Below are 21,051 nucleotides of genomic sequence, written 5' to 3'. Positions count from 1 at the left end.
CTTATGAATAAAAGAATGAATGAGTTAGTCGCCTTGCTCAATCGCTATGCGACTGAGTACTATACCAGCGACAATCCCTCGGTTTCAGACAGTGAGTATGACCGCCTTTACCGTGAGTTGGTCGAGTTGGAGTCTGCCTATCCAGATCAAGTGTTAGCAGACAGTCCGACCCATCGTGTTGGTGGCAAAGTCTTAGATGGTTTTGAAAAATACAGTCATCAGTATCCTCTTTATAGTTTGCAGGATGCTTTTTCACGTGAGGAGCTTGAAGCTTTTGATGCGCGTGTTCGTAAGGAAGTGGCTCATCCAACCTATATTTGTGAGCTGAAAATCGATGGTTTGTCAATCTCACTGACTTATGAAAAGGGGATTTTGTTTGCTGGGGCAACACGTGGAGACGGTTCTGTTGGAGAGAATATCACGGAAAACCTCAAGCGTGTTAAGGATATTCCTTTGACTTTGCCAGAAGAATTAGATATCACAGTTCGTGGGGAATGTTATATGCCACGCGCTTCTTTTGACCAGGTCAACCAAGCACGACAAGAAAATGGAGAGCCTGAATTTGCCAATCCTCGTAATGCGGCAGCAGGCACCCTGCGTCAGCTGGATACAGCAGTAGTTGCCAAGCGCAATCTTGCAACGTTCCTCTATCAAGAAGCCAGCCCGTCAACTCGTGATAGTCAAGAAAAGGTTTTGAAGCACCTAGAACAACTAGGTTTTGTAGTCAATCCTAAGCGAATTCTCGCTGAAAACATAGATGAAATCTGGAATTTTATCCAAGAAGTAGGACAAGAACGGGAGAATCTGCCTTACGATATCGATGGGGTGGTGATCAAGGTCAATGACCTAGCAAGCCAAGAAGAACTTGGTTTTACCGTTAAGGCTCCAAAGTGGGCAGTGGCCTACAAGTTTCCTGCTGAGGAAAAAGAAGCTCAACTCTTATCAGTTGATTGGACAGTTGGCCGTACGGGTGTTGTAACCCCAACTGCGAATCTAACACCAGTACAACTAGCCGGAACAACTGTTAGCCGTGCGACCCTGCACAATGTGGATTATATTGCTGAAAAAGATATCCGCAAAGATGACACGGTCATCGTCTATAAGGCCGGGGACATCATCCCTGCCGTTTTACGTGTGGTAGAGTCCAAACGGATTTCTGAAGAAAAACTAGATATCCCTACAAACTGTCCAAGTTGTAACTCTGACTTGTTGCACTTTGAAGATGAAGTGGCCCTGCGTTGTATCAATCCGCGTTGTCCTGCCCAAATCATGGAAGGTTTGATTCACTTTGCCTCTCGAGATGCCATGAATATTACAGGGCTTGGTCCATCTATTGTTGAGAAGCTATTTGCTGCTAATTTAGTCAAGGATGTAGCGGATATTTACCGTTTGCAAGAAGAGGATTTCCTCCTTTTAGAGGGGGTTAAGGAAAAGTCTGCTGGTAAACTCTATCATGCTATTCAAGCATCAAAGGAAAACTCTGCTGAAAAACTCTTGTTTGGTTTGGGAATTCGCCATGTAGGAAGCAAGGTCAGTCAGCTCTTACTCCAACATTTCCATTCAATTGAAAATCTGGCTCAGGCAGATCCAGAGGAAGTGGCTAGTATTGAAAGTTTGGGTGGTGTGATTGCCAAGAGTCTTCAGACTTATTTTGCGACAGAAGGCTCTGAAATTCTCCTCAGAGAATTGAGAGAAGCTGGGGTCAATCTGGACTATAAAGGTCAGACAGTAGTTGCGAATGCGGCCTTGTCAGGTTTGACCGTGGTATTGACTGGAAAATTGGAACGTCTCAAGCGCTCAGAAGCTAAAAGTAAACTCGAAAGTCTGGGTGCCAAAGTGACAGGCAGTGTTTCTAAAAAGACCGCCCTCGTCGTTGCAGGAGCGGATGCAGGAAGTAAACTGCAAAAAGCACAAGAACTTGGTATCGAGGTTCGAGATGAAGCTTGGCTAGAAAGTCTGTAATGATAGTTTAAAACCAGAGTTTAGACAGTATAACTAGTTTGTTAATCGGGACAAAATTAGTCAAAAATTTATTAGTAAAACAGAAACAAATAAAAAAAAGGAAAAATAAAAAATGTATAACTACCCTATGCGCATTCATTACCACCGCAAGAATGGAGAATATGACACTTGCTCTTTTGTAAAAAGTCAGGACCAGCGAATTGATTTGCTAACCTACAAAGAAGATTATTTTGGTGCTTCATTTAGTTTTGAACATCCCAGTGCTCATCCCTTAGAAAGCTTGAATTTTGTGGTTCATACTGGCCAAACCAGTAAAGAGTATGCTATCCGTTTTAATCACTATCCTCTCTTAACAGAGGTCTGGATTTTGGAAGGGGATGATAGAATTTATTATTCTGAAAATCCTGCAATTGCAAGTCCTTTCTATAAAAATCAAAATCCTTTTGCCTTTGATAAGGCTATCAATAGTGCTAGTTTCGACCACCACTGGGGCTACCAAGGTGAATTGGGGTGCTGTGTAGAGGACAATCAGGCTCATTTTGCCCTCTGGGCTCCAACAGCGACAGAAGTGCAGGTTGTCGTTTATGAATCAGCTACTAATGATGCACCTGTTTGGAAGACTTTTGATATGGAGAGAGGCAATAGCTACTCTTATAACCATAAGGACAATACTATTGGTGTCTGGAGTTTGGATGTTGAGGAAGATTTGACTGGTAAGACTTATCAGTATCAAGTCCAATTCCCTCATCACCAAACACTGACACGCGATCCTTATACCATTGCTACCAGTCCTGATGGCAAACGTTCTGCTATTCTAAGCCATGCAGAAAAACAAGTCGAAAACTTCGAGGTTAAGCATGGTTCTGAGGCTACTTGGCGCTTGGCAAACCCATGTAAGGCAGTTATCTGTGAAATGCACATTCGTGATTTGACCAAATCACCGACCTCAGGTGTGGATGAACATCTTAGAGGAACTTTCTTAGGTGCTGCTCAGACTGGAACAGTTAACCAGTACGGCCAGTCAACTGCTTTTGATTACATCAAGAAGCTGGGCTACAATTATGTTCAATTGCAACCAATTGCAGACCGTCATAAAGAATACGATGAGGATGGTAATGTAACCTACAACTGGGGTTATGACCCACAAAACTATAACGCACCAGAAACGAGCCTTTCAACTAATCCAGATGATCCAGCTCAGGTCATTCGTGATTTGAAGACCATGGTTCAAGCTTATCACGATGCAGGTATTGGTGTTATTATGGATGTGGTCTATAATCATACCTTCTCAGTTGTTGATGCACCTTTCCAAACAACTGTCCCTGATTACTATTATCGTATGAACCCAGACGGTACCTTCCAGAATGGAACGGGTGTTGGAAATGAAACAGCCAGTGAACACGAAATGTTCCGCAAGTATATGATTGATTCCCTCCTATACTGGGTACAGGAATACAATATTGACGGCTTCCGTTTTGACTTGATGGGGATTCATGATGTCAAGACTATGCAGATGATTCGTCAGAGTTTGAATGAAATTGACCCTAACATTATCCTTTATGGAGAAGGTTGGGACATGGGAACAGGTCTTGCCCCTTATGATAAGGCTAAGAAGGACAACGCCTACGAAATGCCAAATATTGGTTTCTTTAATGACAATCAGCGTGATGCTGTCAAAGGTGGAGAAGTTTACGGTGCAATTAAATCAGGTTTTGTCAGCGGTGCTGCGACAGAGCCAATTCTTGCCAAAGCAATCCTAGGCAGTCGTGAATTAGGAACCTATACACATCCAAATCAAGTACTTAACTATGTGGAAGCCCATGACAATTACAATCTTCACGATTTATTGGCAACTCTTCATCCAGACCAAAGTTCAGAACAAATCATGCGCAAGGTTGAGACAGCCACAGCTATGAACCTACTCATGCAAGGGATGGCCTTTATGGAAATCGGTCAAGAATTTGGTCGTACCAAACTAGTTGCGACTGGTGAAAATGGTGAGTTGACCCATGATGATAGAGAGCGTGCTATGAATAGCTATAATGCTCCAGACAGTGTGAACCAAGTGAACTGGGACTTGATTAATGAGCGTCAAGATAGTATTGAGTTTATCCGTCAGATGATTCGATTGAAGACAGGAACCGGTGCCTTTTCTTACCCTACTTATGATGAAATTTACCATCATGTTTTTGTTCATTCAGCAAATGAACATAGTGGTTTGATTGTCTATGAGATTCAAGGGGAAGACCATTTACTGGTTGTATTTAATACTAAAGGGCAAGACTTCCAGTTTGAAAATGCTGGAAATCTAGAACTATTGGTGACCAATAGCCATTTAAGTGATAAAGACATGGTTGGTGGCGTTAGCACCAGCGTCTTTAAAGTCTTGTAGAAAAAATCAAAAGTTTTCAATTGTGTCGTATAATTTCTAGGATATCTTCTTGCTAAAAATTATAAAACTCAATGAAAAATAACATAGCATGAAAAAGGTTTAGTTCATCTAAGCCTTTTCTTCTTGTACTGACTGCTTAACAAAAGAGTTCAAATAGTTTGAAAAGTCAAGCTTGTGAAAATAATCTCAAAAATATTGCAAAAAGGGTTGTAATTTTCTGAAAATTTGGTAAAATATATCTTAATCATTTTCAGGAGGACGAGAATTTGACAAGATATAATAATTTAGTAAATGGAGAATGGAAATCATCTGAAAAAGAAATTACGATTTATTCACCAATCAATCAAGAAGAATTAGGGACAGTACCCGCTATGAGCCAAGCAGAAGTAGATGAGGCTATGCAAGCTGCGCGTGCAGCCTTGCCTGCATGGCGTGCTTTGTCAGCAGTTGAACGTGCGGCTTATTTGCATAAAACATCAGCTATTTTAGAACGCGATAAAGAAAAAATTGGTACTATCCTTGCCAAAGAAGTAGCAAAAGGGATTAAAGCAGCCATTGGAGAAGTAGTGCGTACAGCAGACTTGATTCGTTATGCTGCTGAGGAAGGTCTCCGTATCACTGGACAAGCAATGGAAGGTGGTGGTTTTGAGGCAGCAAGTAAAAACAAACTGGCTGTTGTCCGTCGTGAGCCGGTTGGAGTCGTGCTAGCTATTGCTCCCTTTAACTATCCAGTTAATCTTTCTGGTTCTAAGATTGCTCCGGCCTTGATTGCAGGGAATGTGGTTATGTTCAAGCCACCAACACAAGGTTCTATTTCTGGTCTCTTGTTGGCTAAAGCCTTTGAAGAAGCAGGAATTCCAGCAGGTGTTTTCAATACCATTACTGGTCGTGGTTCAGAAATTGGGGATTATATCATTGAGCACAAAGAAGTCAACTTCATCAACTTTACAGGTTCAACTCCTATCGGAGAACGTATTGGTCGTTTAGCTGGTATGCGTCCTATCATGCTGGAGCTTGGCGGGAAAGATGCAGCTCTTGTACTAGAAGATGCAGATTTGGAACATGCTGCCAAGCAAATTGTTGCGGGTGCCTTTAGCTACTCAGGCCAACGTTGCACGGCCATTAAACGTGTCATTGTTCTTGAAAGTGTAGCAGATACATTAGTTACTTTGCTTCAAGCAGAGGTTGCTAAATTAACAGTTGGTGACCCATTTGACAATGCTGATATTACACCTGTTATTGACAATGCTTCAGCCGACTTCATCTGGGGCTTGATTGAGGATGCACAAGAAAAAGGGGCTCAGGCTCTTACACCAATCAAACGTGAGGGCAATCTTCTCTGGCCAGTGCTTTTTGACCAAGTGACAAAAGATATGAAAGTAGCATGGGAAGAGCCATTTGGTCCTGTTTTACCAATTATTCGTGTGGCTAATGTAGAAGAAGCAATTGCCTTTGCCAACGAATCTGAATTCGGCCTTCAATCCTCGGTCTTTACAAATGATTTCAAAAAGGCTTTTGAAATTGCTGAAAAACTTGAAGTGGGTACAGTTCATATTAATAATAAAACCCAACGTGGTCCAGATAATTTCCCATTCCTTGGTGTCAAAGGTTCTGGAGCTGGAGTGCAAGGAATTAAATATAGCATTGAAGCGATGACAAATGTCAAATCCATTGTTTTTGATGTTTAATAAAATGTAAAGTCAGGAAATTGTTTTCCTGGTTTTATTTTTTACTTTAAAACAACAATTTTATTAGTAAAATGACGAACTTTGTGATAGTATTGTAAAAAAACAATTCGTTTTCATAATCTGTTTGAAAATTTCTTGATTTACAAGTGAACACATCAGTGAATTTGTTGAAGACTTTCAAAAGATTTTTTTGCAAATTCCGTAATTTACTTGAATCTTCCCTAAAAAGGTAGTATAATAAATCTATAGAAAACGCTTACAGAAAAAGAGGAGGTATTATGGATAAAAGAGAAGCTTTGCGCACCTTTATGACAGGAGAAAATTTTCACCTTCAGCATTATCTAGGAGCACATAGGGAAGAACTAAATGGAGAGTACGGTTATACATTTCGTGTGTGGGCTCCCAATGCTCAGGCTGTTCACTTGGTGGGGGATTTCACGAATTGGGTAGAAAATCAAATTCCGATGGAACGAAATGAATTTGGAGTCTGGGAAGTCTTTACCAGCCTTGCTCATGAAGGCCAAATTTACAAGTATCATATCACACGTGCAAATGGTCATCAGCTGATGAAGATTGATCCTTTGGCTGTACGGTATGAGGCACGTCCGGGTACTGGAGCTATTTTAACAGAGATTCCAGAAAAGAAATGGAAGGATGGGCTTTGGTTAGCTCGCAGAAAACGTTGGACTTTCTTTGAACGTCCTGTCAATATCTACGAAGTTCATGCTGGATCGTGGAAGAGAAATCCAGATGGAAGTCCTTATAGTTTTGCTCAATTGAAAGATGAACTCATTCCTTACCTAGTTGAGATGAACTATACTCACATTGAGTTTATGCCCTTGATGTCTCACCCTCTCGGTTTGAGTTGGGGTTACCAGCTTATGGGTTACTTCGCTTTAGAGCATGCTTATGGTCGCCCTGAAGAGTTTCAAGATTTTGTTGAGGAATGTCACTTAAACAATATTGGGGTTATTGTAGACTGGGTACCTGGTCATTTCACCATTAATGATGATGCCTTAGCTTATTATGACGGGACACCGACTTTTGAGTACCAAGACCATAATAAGGCTCATAACTATGGTTGGGGCGCTCTCAATTTTGACCTTGGAAAAAATGAAGTCCAGTCCTTCTTGATTTCTAGTATTAAGTTTTGGATTGACTTTTACCATCTAGATGGTATTCGTGTGGATGCGGTTAGCAACATGCTCTATCTTGACTACGATGATGCTCCATGGACACCTAATAAAGATGGTGGAAATCTCAACTATGAAGGATATTATTTCCTTCAACGCTTGAATGATGTCATTAAACTAGCACATCCAGATGTGATGATGATCGCAGAAGAAAGTTCGTCAGCAACCAAGATTACGGGAATGAAAGAGCTTGGTGGTCTAGGATTTGACTACAAGTGGAATATGGGCTGGATGAATGATATTCTCCGATTCTATGAAGAAGATCCGATTTATCGTAAATATGACTTTAACCTGGTGACTTTCAGCTTTATGTATGTTTTCAATGAAAACTATCTCCTACCATTCTCACATGACGAAGTGGTTCACGGTAAGAAGAGTATGATGCACAAGATGTGGGGAGATCGCTATAATCAATTCGCAGGCTTACGCAATATCTACACTTACCAAATTTGTCACCCTGGTAAGAAATTGCTCTTCATGGGTAGCGAATACGGCCAATTTCTAGAATGGAAATCTGAAGAGCAGTTGGAATGGTCTAATCTAGAAGATCCAATGAATGCTAAGATGAAGTATTTCACTTCTCAGCTAAACCAGTTTTACAAAGATCATCGCTGTCTGTGGGAAATCGATACCAGCTATGATGGTATTGAAATCATTGATGCGGATAATCGAGACCAGAGTGTTCTTTCCTTCATCCGTAAGGGTAAGAAGGGCGACATGCTAGTCTGCGTCTTTAATATGGCACCTGTTGAACGAAAAGATTTTACAATTGGACTACCTGTTGCAGGGATTTATGAAGAAGTCTGGAATACTGAGTTAGAAGAGTGGGGAGGCGTTTGGAAAGAACATAATCAAACTGTTCAAACGCAAGAAGGACTATGGAAAGATTATGAGCAGACCTTGACCTTTACCCTACCGGCTATGGGAGCAAGTGTTTGGAAAATCAAACGCCGCTTGAAATCTGCAAAAACCGTCACAAGTAAAAACCAAAAAGGAGTAGAAAATGAAGAATGAAATGTTAGCTTTGATTCTTGCCGGTGGGCAAGGAACTCGTCTCGGAAAACTCACTCAAAACCTTGCGAAACCAGCTGTACAATTTGGCGGACGCTACCGTATCATTGACTTCGCTCTTTCAAACTGTGCCAACTCAGGGATTCACAATGTTGGAGTCATCACCCAGTATCAACCACTTGCTCTTAACAATCATATTGGAAACGGTTCAAGTTGGGGATTAGACGGTATTAATTCTGGTGTCTCTATTCTTCAACCGTATTCTGCAAGTGAAGGAAATCGTTGGTTTGAGGGGACTAGCCACGCTATTTACCAAAATATTGATTATATTGACAGTGTCAATCCTGAGTATGTCTTGATTCTGTCTGGGGACCACATCTACAAAATGGACTATGATGATATGCTCCAGTCACACAAGGATAATAATGCTAGTTTGACAGTAGCAGTTCTGGATGTTCCTCTGAAAGAAGCTAGCCGTTTTGGTATCATGAATACAGATGCCAATAACCGCATTGTTGAATTTGAAGAAAAACCAGCTCAACCTAAATCTACAAAAGCTTCTATGGGGATCTATATCTTTGATTGGCAACGTCTCCGCAATATGCTCGTTGCTGCTGAAAAGAGCAATGTAGATATGTCAGACTTTGGTAAAAATGTCATTCCAAATTACCTTGAGTCAGGTGAAAGTGTCTATGCCTATGAATTTAATGGTTACTGGAAAGATGTTGGTACTATTGAGTCGCTTTGGGAAGCGAACATGGAGTACATTTCTCCAGAAAATGCCTTGGATAGCCGTAACCGTCAATGGAAGATTTACTCAAGAAACTTAATTTCACCACCAAACTTCCTTGGGGCAAATGCTCATGTGGAAGATTCCTTGGTTGTTGATGGCTGTTTTGTAGATGGAACTGTTAAACATTCTATCCTTTCAACAGGTGCGCAAGTTCGCGAAGGGGCAGAAGTAGTAGATTCAGTTATCATGAGTGGTGCAATTGTTGGTCAGGGAGCTAAAATCAAACGTGCCATTATTGGTGAAGGTGCAGTTATTTCTGACGGTGTCGAAATTGATGGAACAGAAGAAGTACAAGTTGTAGGATATAATGAAGTAGTGGGGGTAGCAACAGATGAAGATTGATAAATATTCTGCCATTTTAGGAAATACAGTTGGTTTTCATGATATGTCAACACTGACAGACCACCGTCCAGTAGCTAGTTTGCCATTTGGTGGTAAATATCGCTTGATTGACTTCCCGCTTTCAAGTCTTGCTAATGCAGGTGTCCGTAGTATCTTTGGTATTTTCCAACAAGATAATATCAGTTCTGTCTTTGACCATATCCGTTCAGGACGTGAGTGGGGCTTATCAACTCTTCTCAGTCACTATTATCTAGGTATTTACAATACCCGTGTGGAAAGTAGTACAGTTGGAAAAGAATACTACCAACAGCTTCTTACTTATTTGAAACGTTCTGGCTCCAACCAAACAGTTTCACTTAACTGTGATGTTTTGATTAATATTGATTTGAACCAAGTTTTCCATCTACATAGTACAACAAAGGGACCTATCACTGTAGTTTATAAAAAGCTAGCTAAGAAAGACATTTCAGAAGTAAACGCAATCTTGGAAGTGGATGAAACAGACCATGTTCGTTCTCATAAACTCTTTGATAGCAAGTTACCAGATCAAATCTATAACATGTCTACAGATATCTTTGTCGTTGATACACCTTGGTTGATTGAACGCTTAGAAGAAGAAGCTAAGAAAGAACATCCAGAGAAGTTGCGCTATGTTTTACGGGATTTGGCTGCAAAAGAAGGGGCTTTTGCCTACGAGTACACAGGTTATCTGGCAAATATTCACTCTGTAGAGTCTTATTATCAAGCTAACAAAGATATGCTTGAATCACAAAAATTCTACTCTCTCTTCTCACCAAATCAAAAGATTTATACAAAGGTTAAAAACGAAGAACCAACTTACTATGCTAATACATCTAAGGTAAGCACTTCTCAGTTTGCCTCTGGTAGTATCATTGAAGGTCAAGTGGCTAATTCGGTTCTATCACGTAATATTCATGTCCACAAGGATAGCTTGGTTAAAGATAGCCTGCTCTTCCCTCGTGTTGTTATTGGAGAAGGGGCTCAGGTCGAATATGCTATCTTGGACAAGGGTGTTGAAGTTGAACATGGTGTTGTGATTCGAGGAACTGCAGAACATCCAGTTGTCGTTAAGAAAGGTAGCAAAGTAACAGAGGATATTCATTCATGAAAATTTTATTTGTAGCAGCAGAGGGTGCACCCTTTTCAAAAACAGGTGGTTTGGGAGACGTCATTGGCGCTCTTCCTAAATCACTGGTAAAAGCTGGGCATGAAGTTGCAGTGATTTTACCCTACTATGACATGGTAGAGGCTAAATTTGGAAATCAGATTGAAGATGTTCTTCATTTTGAGGTGAGTGTCGGTTGGCGCAGACAGTATTGTGGGATTAAGAAAACCGTCTTAAACGGTGTAACCTTCTACTTTATTGACAACCAATATTATTTCTTCCGTGGTCATGTTTACGGTGATTTTGACGACGGAGAACGCTTTGCCTTTTTCCAACTGGCTGCCATTGAGGCTATGGAAAGGATTGACTTTATTCCTGACCTTCTCCATGTTCATGACTACCATACAGCTATGATTCCTTTCTTGTTAAAGGAAAAATACTGTTGGATTCAAGCCTATCAAGGAATAAAAACTGTTTTAACCATTCATAATTTGGAATTCCAAGGACAATTTTCAGAAGGAATGTTATGGGACTTGTTTGGAGTTGGCTTTGAACGTTACGCTGATGGCACCCTTCGATGGAACAACTGTCTGAACTGGATGAAGGCAGGTATTCTCTATGCAGATCGTGTTTCAACCGTTTCACCTAGCTATGCTCATGAAATTATGACCAGTCAGTTCGGATGTAACTTGGATCAAATTCTTCGAATGGAGTCTGGCAAGGTGTCTGGTATCGTGAATGGGATTGATGCTGATCTTTATAATCCTCAGACGGATGCCCTATTAGATTATCATTTTAATCAGGAAGATTTGTCTGGGAAGGCCCAAAACAAGGCAAAATTGCAAGAAAGAGTTGGCTTGCCAGTTAGAGCCGACGTTCCACTGGTGGGAATTGTTTCTCGTTTGACACGTCAAAAAGGTTTTGATGTGGTGGTTGAAAGTCTTCACCATATCTTGCAAAATGATGTTCAGATTGTTCTTTTGGGAACTGGAGATCCAGCCTTTGAAGGATCTTTCTCATGGTTTGCTCAGATTTACCCAGACAAGCTATCAGCAAATATCACTTTTGATGTCAAACTAGCTCAAGAAATCTACGCTGCTTGTGACCTCTTCCTCATGCCGAGTCGTTTCGAACCGTGTGGCTTGTCTCAAATGATGGCTATGCGTTACGGAACCTTGCCGTTGGTCCATGAAGTTGGAGGCTTGCGAGATACAGTTCGCGCTTTCAATCCAATCGAAGGAAGCGGTACTGGCTTTAGCTTTGACAATCTATCTCCTTATTGGTTAAATTGGACTTTCCAAACAGCTTTGGACTTGTATAGAAATCATCCAGACATTTGGAGAAACCTACAAAAACAAGCTATGGAGTGTGATTTCTCATGGGATACGGCCTGCAAGTCATACCTTGACTTGTACCATAGTTTAGTTAATTAATAGATAAAATCGTATGATGACTTCATACGATTTTTGGGCTGTTTAGAGAGGAGAACTGATGTCTCAAGTAAAAGGTTTGTGTGTTATGGATGTTGATGGAACCTTAATCCTAGAAGAAGTGATTGATCTTTTGGGTAAAGAGGCAGGTCGTGAGGAGGAAATTTCACAGATTACAAGTCGGGCAATGCAAGGAGAGTTGGACTTTGAAAGCAGTTTACGAAAAAGAGTGTCCTTGTTGGAAGGTCTTCCTGTTTCGGTTTTTGATAAAGTCTTCAACACTATTCATCTAACGTCAAATGCCCAGGAATTCATTTCCATTCTCCAAAATAATGGAATCCTAGTTGGTCTGGTGTCCGGTGGATTTACACCAATAGTTGAGAGATTAGCAAAATCCCTCGACATTGCCTATTTCTCTGCCAACCAACTGGAAGTCAAAGACGGTCTTTTAACAGGAAAATTAGTTGGACAAATTATTAGTCCCGAAGTCAAAAAAGATACTCTAGAACAATGGAGAAAGGAACTAAAACTTTCTAAAGAAAGAACGATTGCAATCGGTGATGGGGCCAATGACCTATTTATGTTGAAGTCAGCAGGACTGGGAATCGCCTTTTGTGCTAAAGAAGTGCTGAAACAGGAAATACCAAATCATGTTGACAAGAGAGATTTTTTAGAAGTTCTTCCTTTGATTGGCTTTTTAGAATGAGGGAAAATATGAAGATTGTAATTGCACCAGATTCGTTTAAGGAAAGCTTGACCTCTGAAGAGGTAGCTAAAGCTATTAAAAAAGGTTTCCAACAATCGATAGCAGATGTAGACTGTCTCCTCTGCCCTGTTGGTGATGGGGGAGAAGGTACAGTAGATTCCATTCGACATTCTCTTGAACTAGAAGAAAAATGGATTCAAGTGACAGGACCTTTTGGCCAAAAAGAAGCCATGCGCTATTTTCAAAAAGAACAACTGGTACTATTGGAAGTTGCTGATTTGGTTGGCCTTGGAAAAATTCCGCTAGAGAAACGAAATCCACTTCAAATCCAAACTCGTGGTATCGGAGAGTTGATTCGCCATCTCATTGCTCAAGGGATTAAAGAAATCTATATCGGCGTTGGTGGCACGTCCAGTAATGATGGAGATATTGGGATTGCTGCTGGTTTAGGTTATCGATTTTATGATAGGGATGGAAATGTCTTGCCTGCTTGCGGTCAATCCTTACTAAAATTAGCTTCTGTTTCAACAGAAAATAGCTATGAAATTCCTGAAGATGTGCAAATTCGTATTTTAGCAGATGTCGTCAGTCCCTTATGTGGATATCAAGGTGCGACCTACACGTTTGGCAAGCAAAAAGGCCTAGATCCTACTATGTTTGAGGCCGTAGATCAAGCGATCCGAGATTTTTATGAAAAAGTCTCCCCTGCAACATTGCAAATTAAAGGAGCAGGAGCTGGTGGATGCCTTGCTGGCGGTTTGTATGCCTTTGCTCAGGCAAATATCGTGTCTGGAATTGATACCTGCTTGAACTTAATCAACTTTGATAAGAAAGTTTTACATGCTGACTTGGTTGTTGTAGGAGAAGGAAGGCTAGATCGTCAAAGCCTAGCAGGTAAAGCGCCTATTGGTGTTGCAAAAAGAACCCCTGTCGGAGTTCCTGTCATTGCTATTTGTGGTAGTCTTGCTGAAGATTTACCTTCCCTACCATTTGAGAATATCCAAGCGGCTTTTTCAATTTTGGAGAAAAGTGAACCTCTAGAAGATAGTTTGAAAAATGCCAGTCTCTATCTGGAGCGCACAGCTGTCAATATCGGGCACTTATTAAATATGCGCAAGATTTAGCCAAACCATTTTTTCCATAAGGATATTTTGGATGGTTCTTCCTTTTTAACTTCCCAAAGTTTTGCAAAAGCAAGTCGAAGGTTCTTTTCTTCTACTTGAACTGGTGCATTGGTGTGGATAATCAGGCCAAAAGGAGAAGAAGTATGCTCTTCAGATACAATGGTAGCTTGACTATCAGTTTCTTTTGCTTCTTTTAAGTAGAAAACTTGTTTGTCAAATTCGATAGTTGGTGAAATCTTCACAAATAGTGGTTCTGCTTTTTCCTGAAGATTTTCTAAAATAGATAAAAAACCTTTTTCTAACTGAGGGCTATTTGCTGTGTCAATATCTGCATATCCAAGAACTCTTTCCTCAAAAGTACCAAGATAGTGTCTTTGCTCATCTGGATTTAATTTTGGCCCACCATGAGCTTTTTCAAGTAATTGTTTTGATAAATCTGTCATGAAAACAGTATATCATAAAAGTTAGAATAAAACAGATAAAAGAAAGCGATTACTTTATAAAGTTAAGGAAAATTTGCACAAAGATAACGTTTTTTCTTGAAAAAGGAGGGGTTTTAAGGTATTATAGAGGTGTAAAAAATTTAACTCATAAGGAGAGTAAAAAATGTCAATTATTACTGATGTTTACGCTCGCGAAGTCCTAGACTCACGCGGTAACCCAACACTTGAAGTAGAAGTTTACACTGAATCAGGTGCTTTCGGACGTGGTATGGTTCCATCAGGAGCTTCTACTGGTGAACACGAAGCAGTTGAACTTCGCGACGGTGACAAATCTCGTTACGGTGGTCTTGGTACACAAAAAGCTGTTGATAACGTAAACAACATCATTGCTGAAGCTATCATTGGCTACGATGTACGTGATCAACAAGCTATCGACCGTGCTATGATCGCTCTTGACGGTACTCCTAACAAAGGTAAATTGGGTGCAAACGCAATCCTTGGTGTGTCTATCGCTGTAGCTCGTGCTGCTGCTGACTACCTTGAAATCCCACTTTACAGCTACCTTGGTGGATTCAACACTAAAGTTCTTCCAACTCCAATGATGAACATCATCAACGGTGGTTCTCACTCTGACGCTCCAATCGCTTTCCAAGAATTCATGATCGTACCTGCTGGTGCGCCATCATTCAAAGAAGCTCTTCGTTGGGGTGCTGAAATCTTCCATGCTCTTAAGAAAATCCTTAAATCTCGTGGTTTAGAAACAGCCGTAGGTGACGAAGGTGGATTTGCTCCTCGTTTTGAAGGAACTGAAGATGGAGTTGAAACTATCCTTGCTGCTATCGAAGCTGCTGGATATGTTCCTGGTAAAGACGTATTTATCGGATTTGACTGTGCTTCATCAGAATTCTACGATAAAGAACGTAAAGTTTACGACTACACTAAATTCGAAGGTGAAGGAGCAGCTGTGCGTACTGCTGCAGAACAAATCGACTACCTTGAAGAATTGGTAAACAAATACCCAATCATCACTATCGAAGATGGTATGGATGAAAATGACTGGGACGGTTGGAAAGCTCTTACTGAACGTCTTGGTGGTAAAGTTCAATTGGTTGGTGACGACTTCTTCGTAACAAACACTTCTTACCTTGAAAAAGGTATTGCAGAAGGTGCTGCTAACTCAATCCTTATCAAAGTTAACCAAATCGGTACTCTTACTGAAACATTCGATGCTATCGAAATGGCGAAAGAAGCTGGTTACACTGCCGTTGTATCACACCGTTCAGGTGAAACTGAAGATTCAACAATCGCTGACATCGCAGTTGCAACTAACGCAGGACAAATCAAGACTGGTTCACTTTCACGTACAGACCGTATCGCTAAATACAACCAATTGCTTCGCATCGAAGACCAACTTGGTGAAGTTGCAGAATACCGTGGATTGAAATCATTCTACAACCTTAAAAAATAATCGTTGATTTAACAACGTTTCTAGCCCCTCGGATTTTATCCGAAGGGCTATTTTTGTATTTAGGGGGCAAAAAAGGGGCAAAACTTTTTAAAAAATCTTTTTCATCACTTTGTCCAGTACATTGATTGCTTCATCTTTCATGTTCTTTGTGACGTGGGTATAGATGGAATTGGTGACCTCAGAATCAGAATGGCCAACCCTGTCCATGATAGTTTTTAGAGGGATTTTATTTTCAGCTAAAATATTGGACATCGCAGGCAGCATCATGTTTTTATAAGTGCTCAATTTGATTTATTTTTGTGGAATCCTCTTATTTTGAGATGAATACCAATTATAAGTGATTTGCATATCCAGGATATTACAAAGAAAGGCAAGCTAGTGGCCACATAAATTTTATTTCATATTCTTTAAAGCTGTTTACTCTGTTAGCAATTGTATTTGATATGATCAAATAAGATTAATAGTTTATTGAATCCCTTTCTTATTTATTACATAATTTAATTTATGCGATCTATAAACTATCCAAGGCATTCTTTTGTTCATCATTTATGATATGGGTATAGAGGTCAGTGACTTGTGTACTGGCGTGTCCTAGCTGATGGCTGACCAAAACTTGCGATTTAGTAGCATCATAGAGCCTAGTTGCTAGGGTATGGCGCAGTTTGTGGGGGGTTACACGAACTTTGAAGTCTTCAGAGTATTTAGCAACCATTTTTTCAACGCTGGATGCGTCAATACGATTGGGAACACCTCGATAGAGAGTTAGAAAGAGTGCAATATCCGTCTTTTCAGTCTTATAGCGTTGATTTCGAATGACTAGATAATTCTCTAGATAAGGCTTAGCAAAGGCAGCGACATTGACCGAGTCACGTTTGCCACCTTTTCGAGTGACATCAATAACCATCATCTTGAGATTGAGATCTCTTAGATCCAGATTAACAGCTTCAGATAAACGGACACCAGATGCCAAGAGAAGGGCGATAATAGCCAAATCACGTTCCTTATTTTTATTAAACGATGATAGAGCTCGATTTGAGAGCTGTTGTGGGTACTCTTGGTCAATATAAGTAAGAAAACCTTCTGTTTCATCACCAAGAAAGAGTTTTTGCTTGATGTTTTCAGCTCTGGCAGCAAGCGTTTCTTTCTTTTTCTTTGTTGAAACTTTCTTCATTACATTACGATAAAAATAAGGCTCTCCCTGATCGTTTTCAACTTCCTCGGTCAGATACTTGTAAAGACTGGAAAGAGCTGATAAGGTCCGATTGATGGTCGTTTGGGAAACGCCTTGCTTGGTTGTATTGGCATTCAGTAAAGGACGTTCACGTAGGTAAAGGATAAAGGATTCCATGTCTTTCTTAGACATATTTTCCAAGACAGATAAAGAAATATCAGATATTTTATCGGCATTTGAGATACCAGACTCTAAAACCCAGCTGAAAAATCGATCATATTCCTTGAGGTATTCGTACAAGGTTGTAAAACTGTAAGGAACAGCAAGCTTAGATTGGTAATATTCAAGAACATACCAGGGCATGATTTGTTTTAGTTTGTCGATTCGTTCCAGTAAAATCTCACGTTTCATGTATTTTCTCCATAAATAAGTCTACAAGTAGTATAGCATAGACTTATTTGTTTTTCAAGAAAATTATAGTTTTTCGGAAAGATGTTGTAGGAGTTTTTTAAAGTGATAAAAAGACTTAGACCTGCAAACAAAACAGATCATAACTAAAAAATTTTTTTGTACAAAAATAGCTAAAAATGTACGTTATCAAAGTGAAAACTGGAAATTTTTTAGTGCTTATTATCCTGATTTAATCAAAGTCTTTCTAACAACAAAAAACCACTTTAAAAAGTCATTCAATGACCATTAAAGTGGTTTAAAATAAAACTTTAATCAAAGAATTTATTATTGTTAACTACTCTTTTAAAACTTCTTCGATAATCTGTTTAACGTTTTTACTGCTTAACTGAGTATGAAATGTTACCGTATATCCATCAATGGTAAGTTGCTTAAAGAAAGCTTCTGCACATTTTATTTTTGCATCTTCTATTCCACGGAGTGTAGATTTTTTTCTACAGACTTCGTCTCTACTACAATATTCAGTATTCCAATTAGAAATATCAATATTCACATTTTTATCCATACAGACAGATTTAATTAATCTTAAAAAATTTTTATCATTTATCACAGAGAGAAAATTATCATAACAGTTAATTATTTCCTTGTTATCAGAAAAAATAATCGGTATTTTACCGAGAGTCCTATTTAATTCATTCCCCTCACCCAAATAGCTTTCTTTTAATATATATCTATTCGCAAAGAGTTCTATCACAAAATCTCTTTTCATTTTTTTAACTAAGGTTTTTCTTTGATAATATTCTGAAATGAACACTCCAATGATCTCTGATGTAATTATGGAAGTGATTATAGTATTAATAAAATCCGTGTTGACAACAATATTCATTTTCAAATACCTTTCCTTATTTAACTAATAGTGCTAATTTACTGTTTTTCTAACAGGTTATCCTGAAAAAACTCAAAGTTGTTTAGAATACACAAAAGCACATTAAATAACTTTAAAAAATCTTTTTCAAAGAGTGGATGTTCCCACCGCCCATGACTAATCATATTCCTATTAGGTTCTTCTAGTGTAAAGTTGTCAGTATCATCAAAAAATCTGAATAACCAATGAAATAGACTGATATCAGAAAACGTTTTATTAACAATTTGACTATTTAATAAGTCGACAGATCTGTATCCCACAGGTATTCTTTTTTTATTTGAAAATTGTTCTGAAAATCTGTTTAATGCACCATCAATAGTTATAGTAGCAAGCGTATAAGCAGCGTAATAATTTTGGCTTCTATAACTTTCGATCATAGAATCTATCAGGGGTTCTGAGTAATACGTTGAATCTTTTAACTCTTGTATAAGCTCCTTATCTTCAAGATCTTCTTTTAATAGAGTTTGCCACTCCTTTATCAATACTTCAAAATCTATAGTGCAGATTGTTCGATAGTCATCACTATAGCTATGGTAGATTACCCAACCTTCTTCAGCAAGTTTTTCAATATTTAAAGTGATTGCTTCTGCTTCTGTTTCAGAATAAGGTTCATGGTATTTCTTTAAAAATTCTTTTAAACTTTCAGTAAAATTAAGAGCAGATTTATCAAGAATATTATGAATAGGCTCAAGTATTCGTGCAATATTATCTATTTGAGTTTTTAAAAGAATTGAACTAAATGCTGCTTCTGTATCAGATAGAATTTTAAGATATGTTTGATTATTTAGAATAGACGTGGCTGAGTTTATTTCTGTTAGAAACGGTTTAGTTGTTTCAGCTATTTGTTTAGAAAAATTAAAACTGGATAACGCAGCCTCAGCAGCTTTATTTGCTTGTAGCATACTATTTTGAACCTCAATCAACCTTGAATGATTAAGTGTCTCATGAAAAACTCTTAGGGCTTCTGTAAGGTTATTGTTTTGAACTGGGACTTTATCAATAGTCAATTTATCTTTTTGAACTTCACTATGATTGTTTTCCATAGGGCTATTTCTTTCTATATGTTATGTTTTAATTATACCACTAAGTATTCAACATTTACGAGTTTTGTAATGATTAAAAAAGAAATATTTTCATAAAAAATGTACAATTGAACGTATTAATATTTTTTACCAAAATGTACTTTATAAATGATACTTATTGAACGCTTCTAAATCAAAAAATGTACTTTATCCAATCTTAAAATAAAGTACATTTCGATTATAAAGTACATTTTTCAAAGAGTGTACATTACCCCTTAAACTCAGTCGTATTAAGGGTTTATCCACTGTCTAGGTAAAAGTACAAAAATTTCCAGTTTTCGGATCTAAATCTTTGGAATTACATTGTGAATTATTAGCTAGTGCTTTTTCTAGTTTCCAAATACTAAACCAGAATGAAATAGTCAACAGAATAAGGAAAATGATAAAGAACTCACCCACTAAACTTCTGTTAATACTACACAACTGAAGAGCTATATATAGTCTTATTTTTACCAAAGTTCAATTATTTGTATGTGAAATGTTTTATCAGTAAAAAAGAGGGGAAGTCCCCCTCTCAAGATTTTATTTGACTGCTTCTTTCAAAGCATCTACCTTGTCCAAACGTTCCCATGGAAGGTCGATATCTGTACGTCCCATGTGTCCATAAGCTGCTGTTTGACGGTAAATTGGACGCTTAAGGTCCAGCATTTGGATAATCCCTGCAGGGCGAAGGTCAAAGATTTGACGAGTTGCTTTTTCAAGCTTGCTTTCAACTACTCTTCCTGTACCAAAGGTATCGATACGGACAGAAACAGGCTGGGCAACACCGATAGCATAAGCCAATTGCACTTCCGCCTTCTTAGCAAGACCTGCTGCAACGATATTCTTGGCAATATAACGAGCCGCATAAGAGGCTGAACGGTCCACCTTAGTCGCATCTTTACCAGAGAAGGCACCACCACCGTGACGAGAGTAGCCACCATAAGTATCTACGATAATCTTACGGCCAGTCAAACCTGAGTCTCCTTGAGGCCCACCGATTACAAAACGTCCAGTTGGATTGATGAAGAATTTTGTTTGCTCATCCAAGTAAGAGGCTGGAATAACTTCTTTGATAACCTTGTTAATGACATCATTGTGAATTTGTTCGTTGCTGACTTCTGGATCGTGTTGAGTTGAAATAACAACTGTGTCCACACGTACTGGACGGTCATTTTCATCATACTCAACCGTAACTTGTGATTTTGCATCTGGGCGAAGATAACTGATTTCACCAGACTTACGAAGTTCTGCCAGACGACGAACCAATTTATGACTGAGTGAAATTGGCAATGGCATAAGCTCTTCTGTTTCATCCACTGCAAATCCAAACATGAGCCCTTGGTCTCCAGCACCAATCAAGTCAAGTGGGTCTTGATCAGCATTTCCACGGACCTCCAAGGCTTCGTTAACACCTTGGGCGATATCCGGTGACTGCTCAACAAGTGACGGATGGACTCCCACCGTCTCAGCAGAAAAACCATACTCTGTATTGGTATAGCCAATCTCTGCAATGGTATCACGAACCACACGGTTAATATCCACATAGGCATTTGTAGAAATTTCACCAAAAACGTGGACGGAACCAGTATATACAGCTGTCTCAGCAGCAACGTGCGCCTCTGGATCCTTGGCTAAAATAGCATCCAAAATCGCATCTGAAATTTGGTCTGCAATCTTATCTGGATGCCCCTCAGATACAGATTCAGACGTGAATAATTTACGTTCTGACATAAAAATGTCCCCCCTTAAAAATAGTGTTATAGAGTTACAAAGTACTGATAGGTATTTTCATTTTCTAAGAGTTA

General features: G+C 39.1%; 15 protein-coding genes and 1 pseudogene. 10 read left to right on the top strand and 6 right to left on the bottom strand.

Features of this window, described 5'->3' with window-relative positions; translation table 11 throughout:
* The first annotated feature begins 3 nt into the window (after nt 1–3).
* From ligA to N8L90_RS00260, 9 genes are all read left to right on the top strand, one after another.
* Nucleotides 4–1,962, top strand: coding sequence for an NAD-dependent DNA ligase LigA (ligA, locus tag N8L90_RS00300; RefSeq protein ID WP_261023765.1), 1,959 nt, complete (start codon nt 4–6; stop codon nt 1,960–1,962).
* A gap of 112 nt (nt 1,963–2,074) precedes the next feature.
* Nucleotides 2,075–4,354: a type I pullulanase gene (gene pulA / locus N8L90_RS00295; RefSeq protein ID WP_261023764.1), complete on the top strand. Its 2,280-nt coding sequence runs from the start codon at nt 2,075–2,077 to the stop codon at nt 4,352–4,354.
* Between the two features lie 266 nt (nt 4,355–4,620).
* Nucleotides 4,621–6,042, top strand: a complete 1,422-nt coding sequence (locus N8L90_RS00290; protein WP_261023763.1) for an NADP-dependent glyceraldehyde-3-phosphate dehydrogenase — start codon at nt 4,621–4,623, stop codon at nt 6,040–6,042.
* Between the two features lie 278 nt (nt 6,043–6,320).
* Nucleotides 6,321–8,249, top strand: a complete 1,929-nt coding sequence (glgB, locus tag N8L90_RS00285; RefSeq protein ID WP_261023762.1) for a 1,4-alpha-glucan branching protein GlgB — start codon at nt 6,321–6,323, stop codon at nt 8,247–8,249.
* Complete coding sequence (locus N8L90_RS00280) at nt 8,239–9,381, top strand: glucose-1-phosphate adenylyltransferase (protein ID WP_000787247.1); 1,143 nt, start codon at nt 8,239–8,241, stop codon at nt 9,379–9,381. Before glgB ends, N8L90_RS00280 begins: the two co-directional genes overlap by 11 nt.
* Nucleotides 9,371–10,510 (top strand): glucose-1-phosphate adenylyltransferase subunit GlgD, encoded by a 1,140-nt coding sequence (glgD, locus tag N8L90_RS00275; RefSeq protein WP_261023759.1) that lies wholly within the window; start codon nt 9,371–9,373, stop codon nt 10,508–10,510. Before N8L90_RS00280 ends, glgD begins: the two co-directional genes overlap by 11 nt.
* Nucleotides 10,507–11,940, top strand: a complete 1,434-nt coding sequence (glgA, locus tag N8L90_RS00270) for a glycogen synthase GlgA (protein WP_261023757.1) — start codon at nt 10,507–10,509, stop codon at nt 11,938–11,940. The genes glgD and glgA overlap by 4 nt, the downstream gene beginning before the upstream one ends.
* Before the next feature lie 58 nt (nt 11,941–11,998).
* Nucleotides 11,999–12,643, top strand: a complete 645-nt coding sequence (gene serB, locus N8L90_RS00265) for a phosphoserine phosphatase SerB (protein WP_060805496.1) — start codon at nt 11,999–12,001, stop codon at nt 12,641–12,643.
* 8 nt (nt 12,644–12,651) lie between these two features.
* Nucleotides 12,652–13,767: a glycerate kinase gene (locus N8L90_RS00260; RefSeq protein ID WP_261023756.1), complete on the top strand. Its 1,116-nt coding sequence runs from the start codon at nt 12,652–12,654 to the stop codon at nt 13,765–13,767.
* Here the strand turns inward: N8L90_RS00260 and N8L90_RS00255 are convergent.
* Nucleotides 13,764–14,210: a DUF1694 domain-containing protein gene (locus tag N8L90_RS00255; RefSeq protein WP_261023755.1), complete on the bottom strand. Its 447-nt coding sequence runs from the start codon at nt 14,208–14,210 to the stop codon at nt 13,764–13,766. The genes N8L90_RS00260 and N8L90_RS00255 overlap by 4 nt on opposite strands.
* A gap of 163 nt (nt 14,211–14,373) precedes the next feature.
* Between N8L90_RS00255 and eno the strand changes: the two genes are divergently transcribed.
* On the top strand, nt 14,374–15,678 hold the full coding sequence (eno, locus tag N8L90_RS00250) for a surface-displayed alpha-enolase (RefSeq protein WP_000022821.1): 1,305 nt from the start codon (nt 14,374–14,376) through the stop codon (nt 15,676–15,678).
* Between the two features lie 87 nt (nt 15,679–15,765).
* Here the strand turns inward: eno and N8L90_RS00245 are convergent.
* From N8L90_RS00245 to metK, 5 genes and pseudogenes are all read right to left on the bottom strand, one after another.
* Nucleotides 15,766–15,924 (bottom strand): annotated as a pseudogene (locus N8L90_RS00245) (integrase); the annotation flags it as partial.
* Nucleotides 15,925–16,189: 265 nt separating this feature from the next.
* A complete protein-coding gene (xerS, locus tag N8L90_RS00240; RefSeq protein WP_023942450.1) occupies nt 16,190–17,260 on the bottom strand; it encodes a tyrosine recombinase XerS in 1,071 nt (356 codons plus the stop codon).
* A 334-nt stretch (nt 17,261–17,594) separates the two neighbouring features.
* Nucleotides 17,595–18,143 carry a DUF6680 family protein gene (locus N8L90_RS00235; RefSeq protein WP_004249255.1) on the bottom strand — a complete coding sequence of 183 codons (549 nt, stop codon included), beginning with the start codon at nt 18,141–18,143 and terminating at the stop codon, nt 17,595–17,597.
* A 38-nt stretch (nt 18,144–18,181) separates the two neighbouring features.
* Nucleotides 18,182–19,225: a hypothetical protein gene (locus N8L90_RS00230; protein WP_023942452.1), complete on the bottom strand. Its 1,044-nt coding sequence runs from the start codon at nt 19,223–19,225 to the stop codon at nt 18,182–18,184.
* 561 nt (nt 19,226–19,786) lie between these two features.
* Nucleotides 19,787–20,977, bottom strand: coding sequence for a methionine adenosyltransferase (gene metK, locus N8L90_RS00225; RefSeq protein WP_000003941.1), 1,191 nt, complete (start codon nt 20,975–20,977; stop codon nt 19,787–19,789).
* Nucleotides 20,978–21,051: the final 74 nt, after the last annotated feature.

Origin of the sequence: Streptococcus mitis, assembly GCF_946190115.1 — a bacterium.
In the GTDB taxonomy this organism is placed as follows: Bacteria; Bacillota; Bacilli; order Lactobacillales; family Streptococcaceae; genus Streptococcus; species Streptococcus mitis_CO.
The sequence above is the reverse complement of the archived record's forward strand: the minus strand, read 5'-3'. Positions and strand labels throughout refer to the sequence as shown.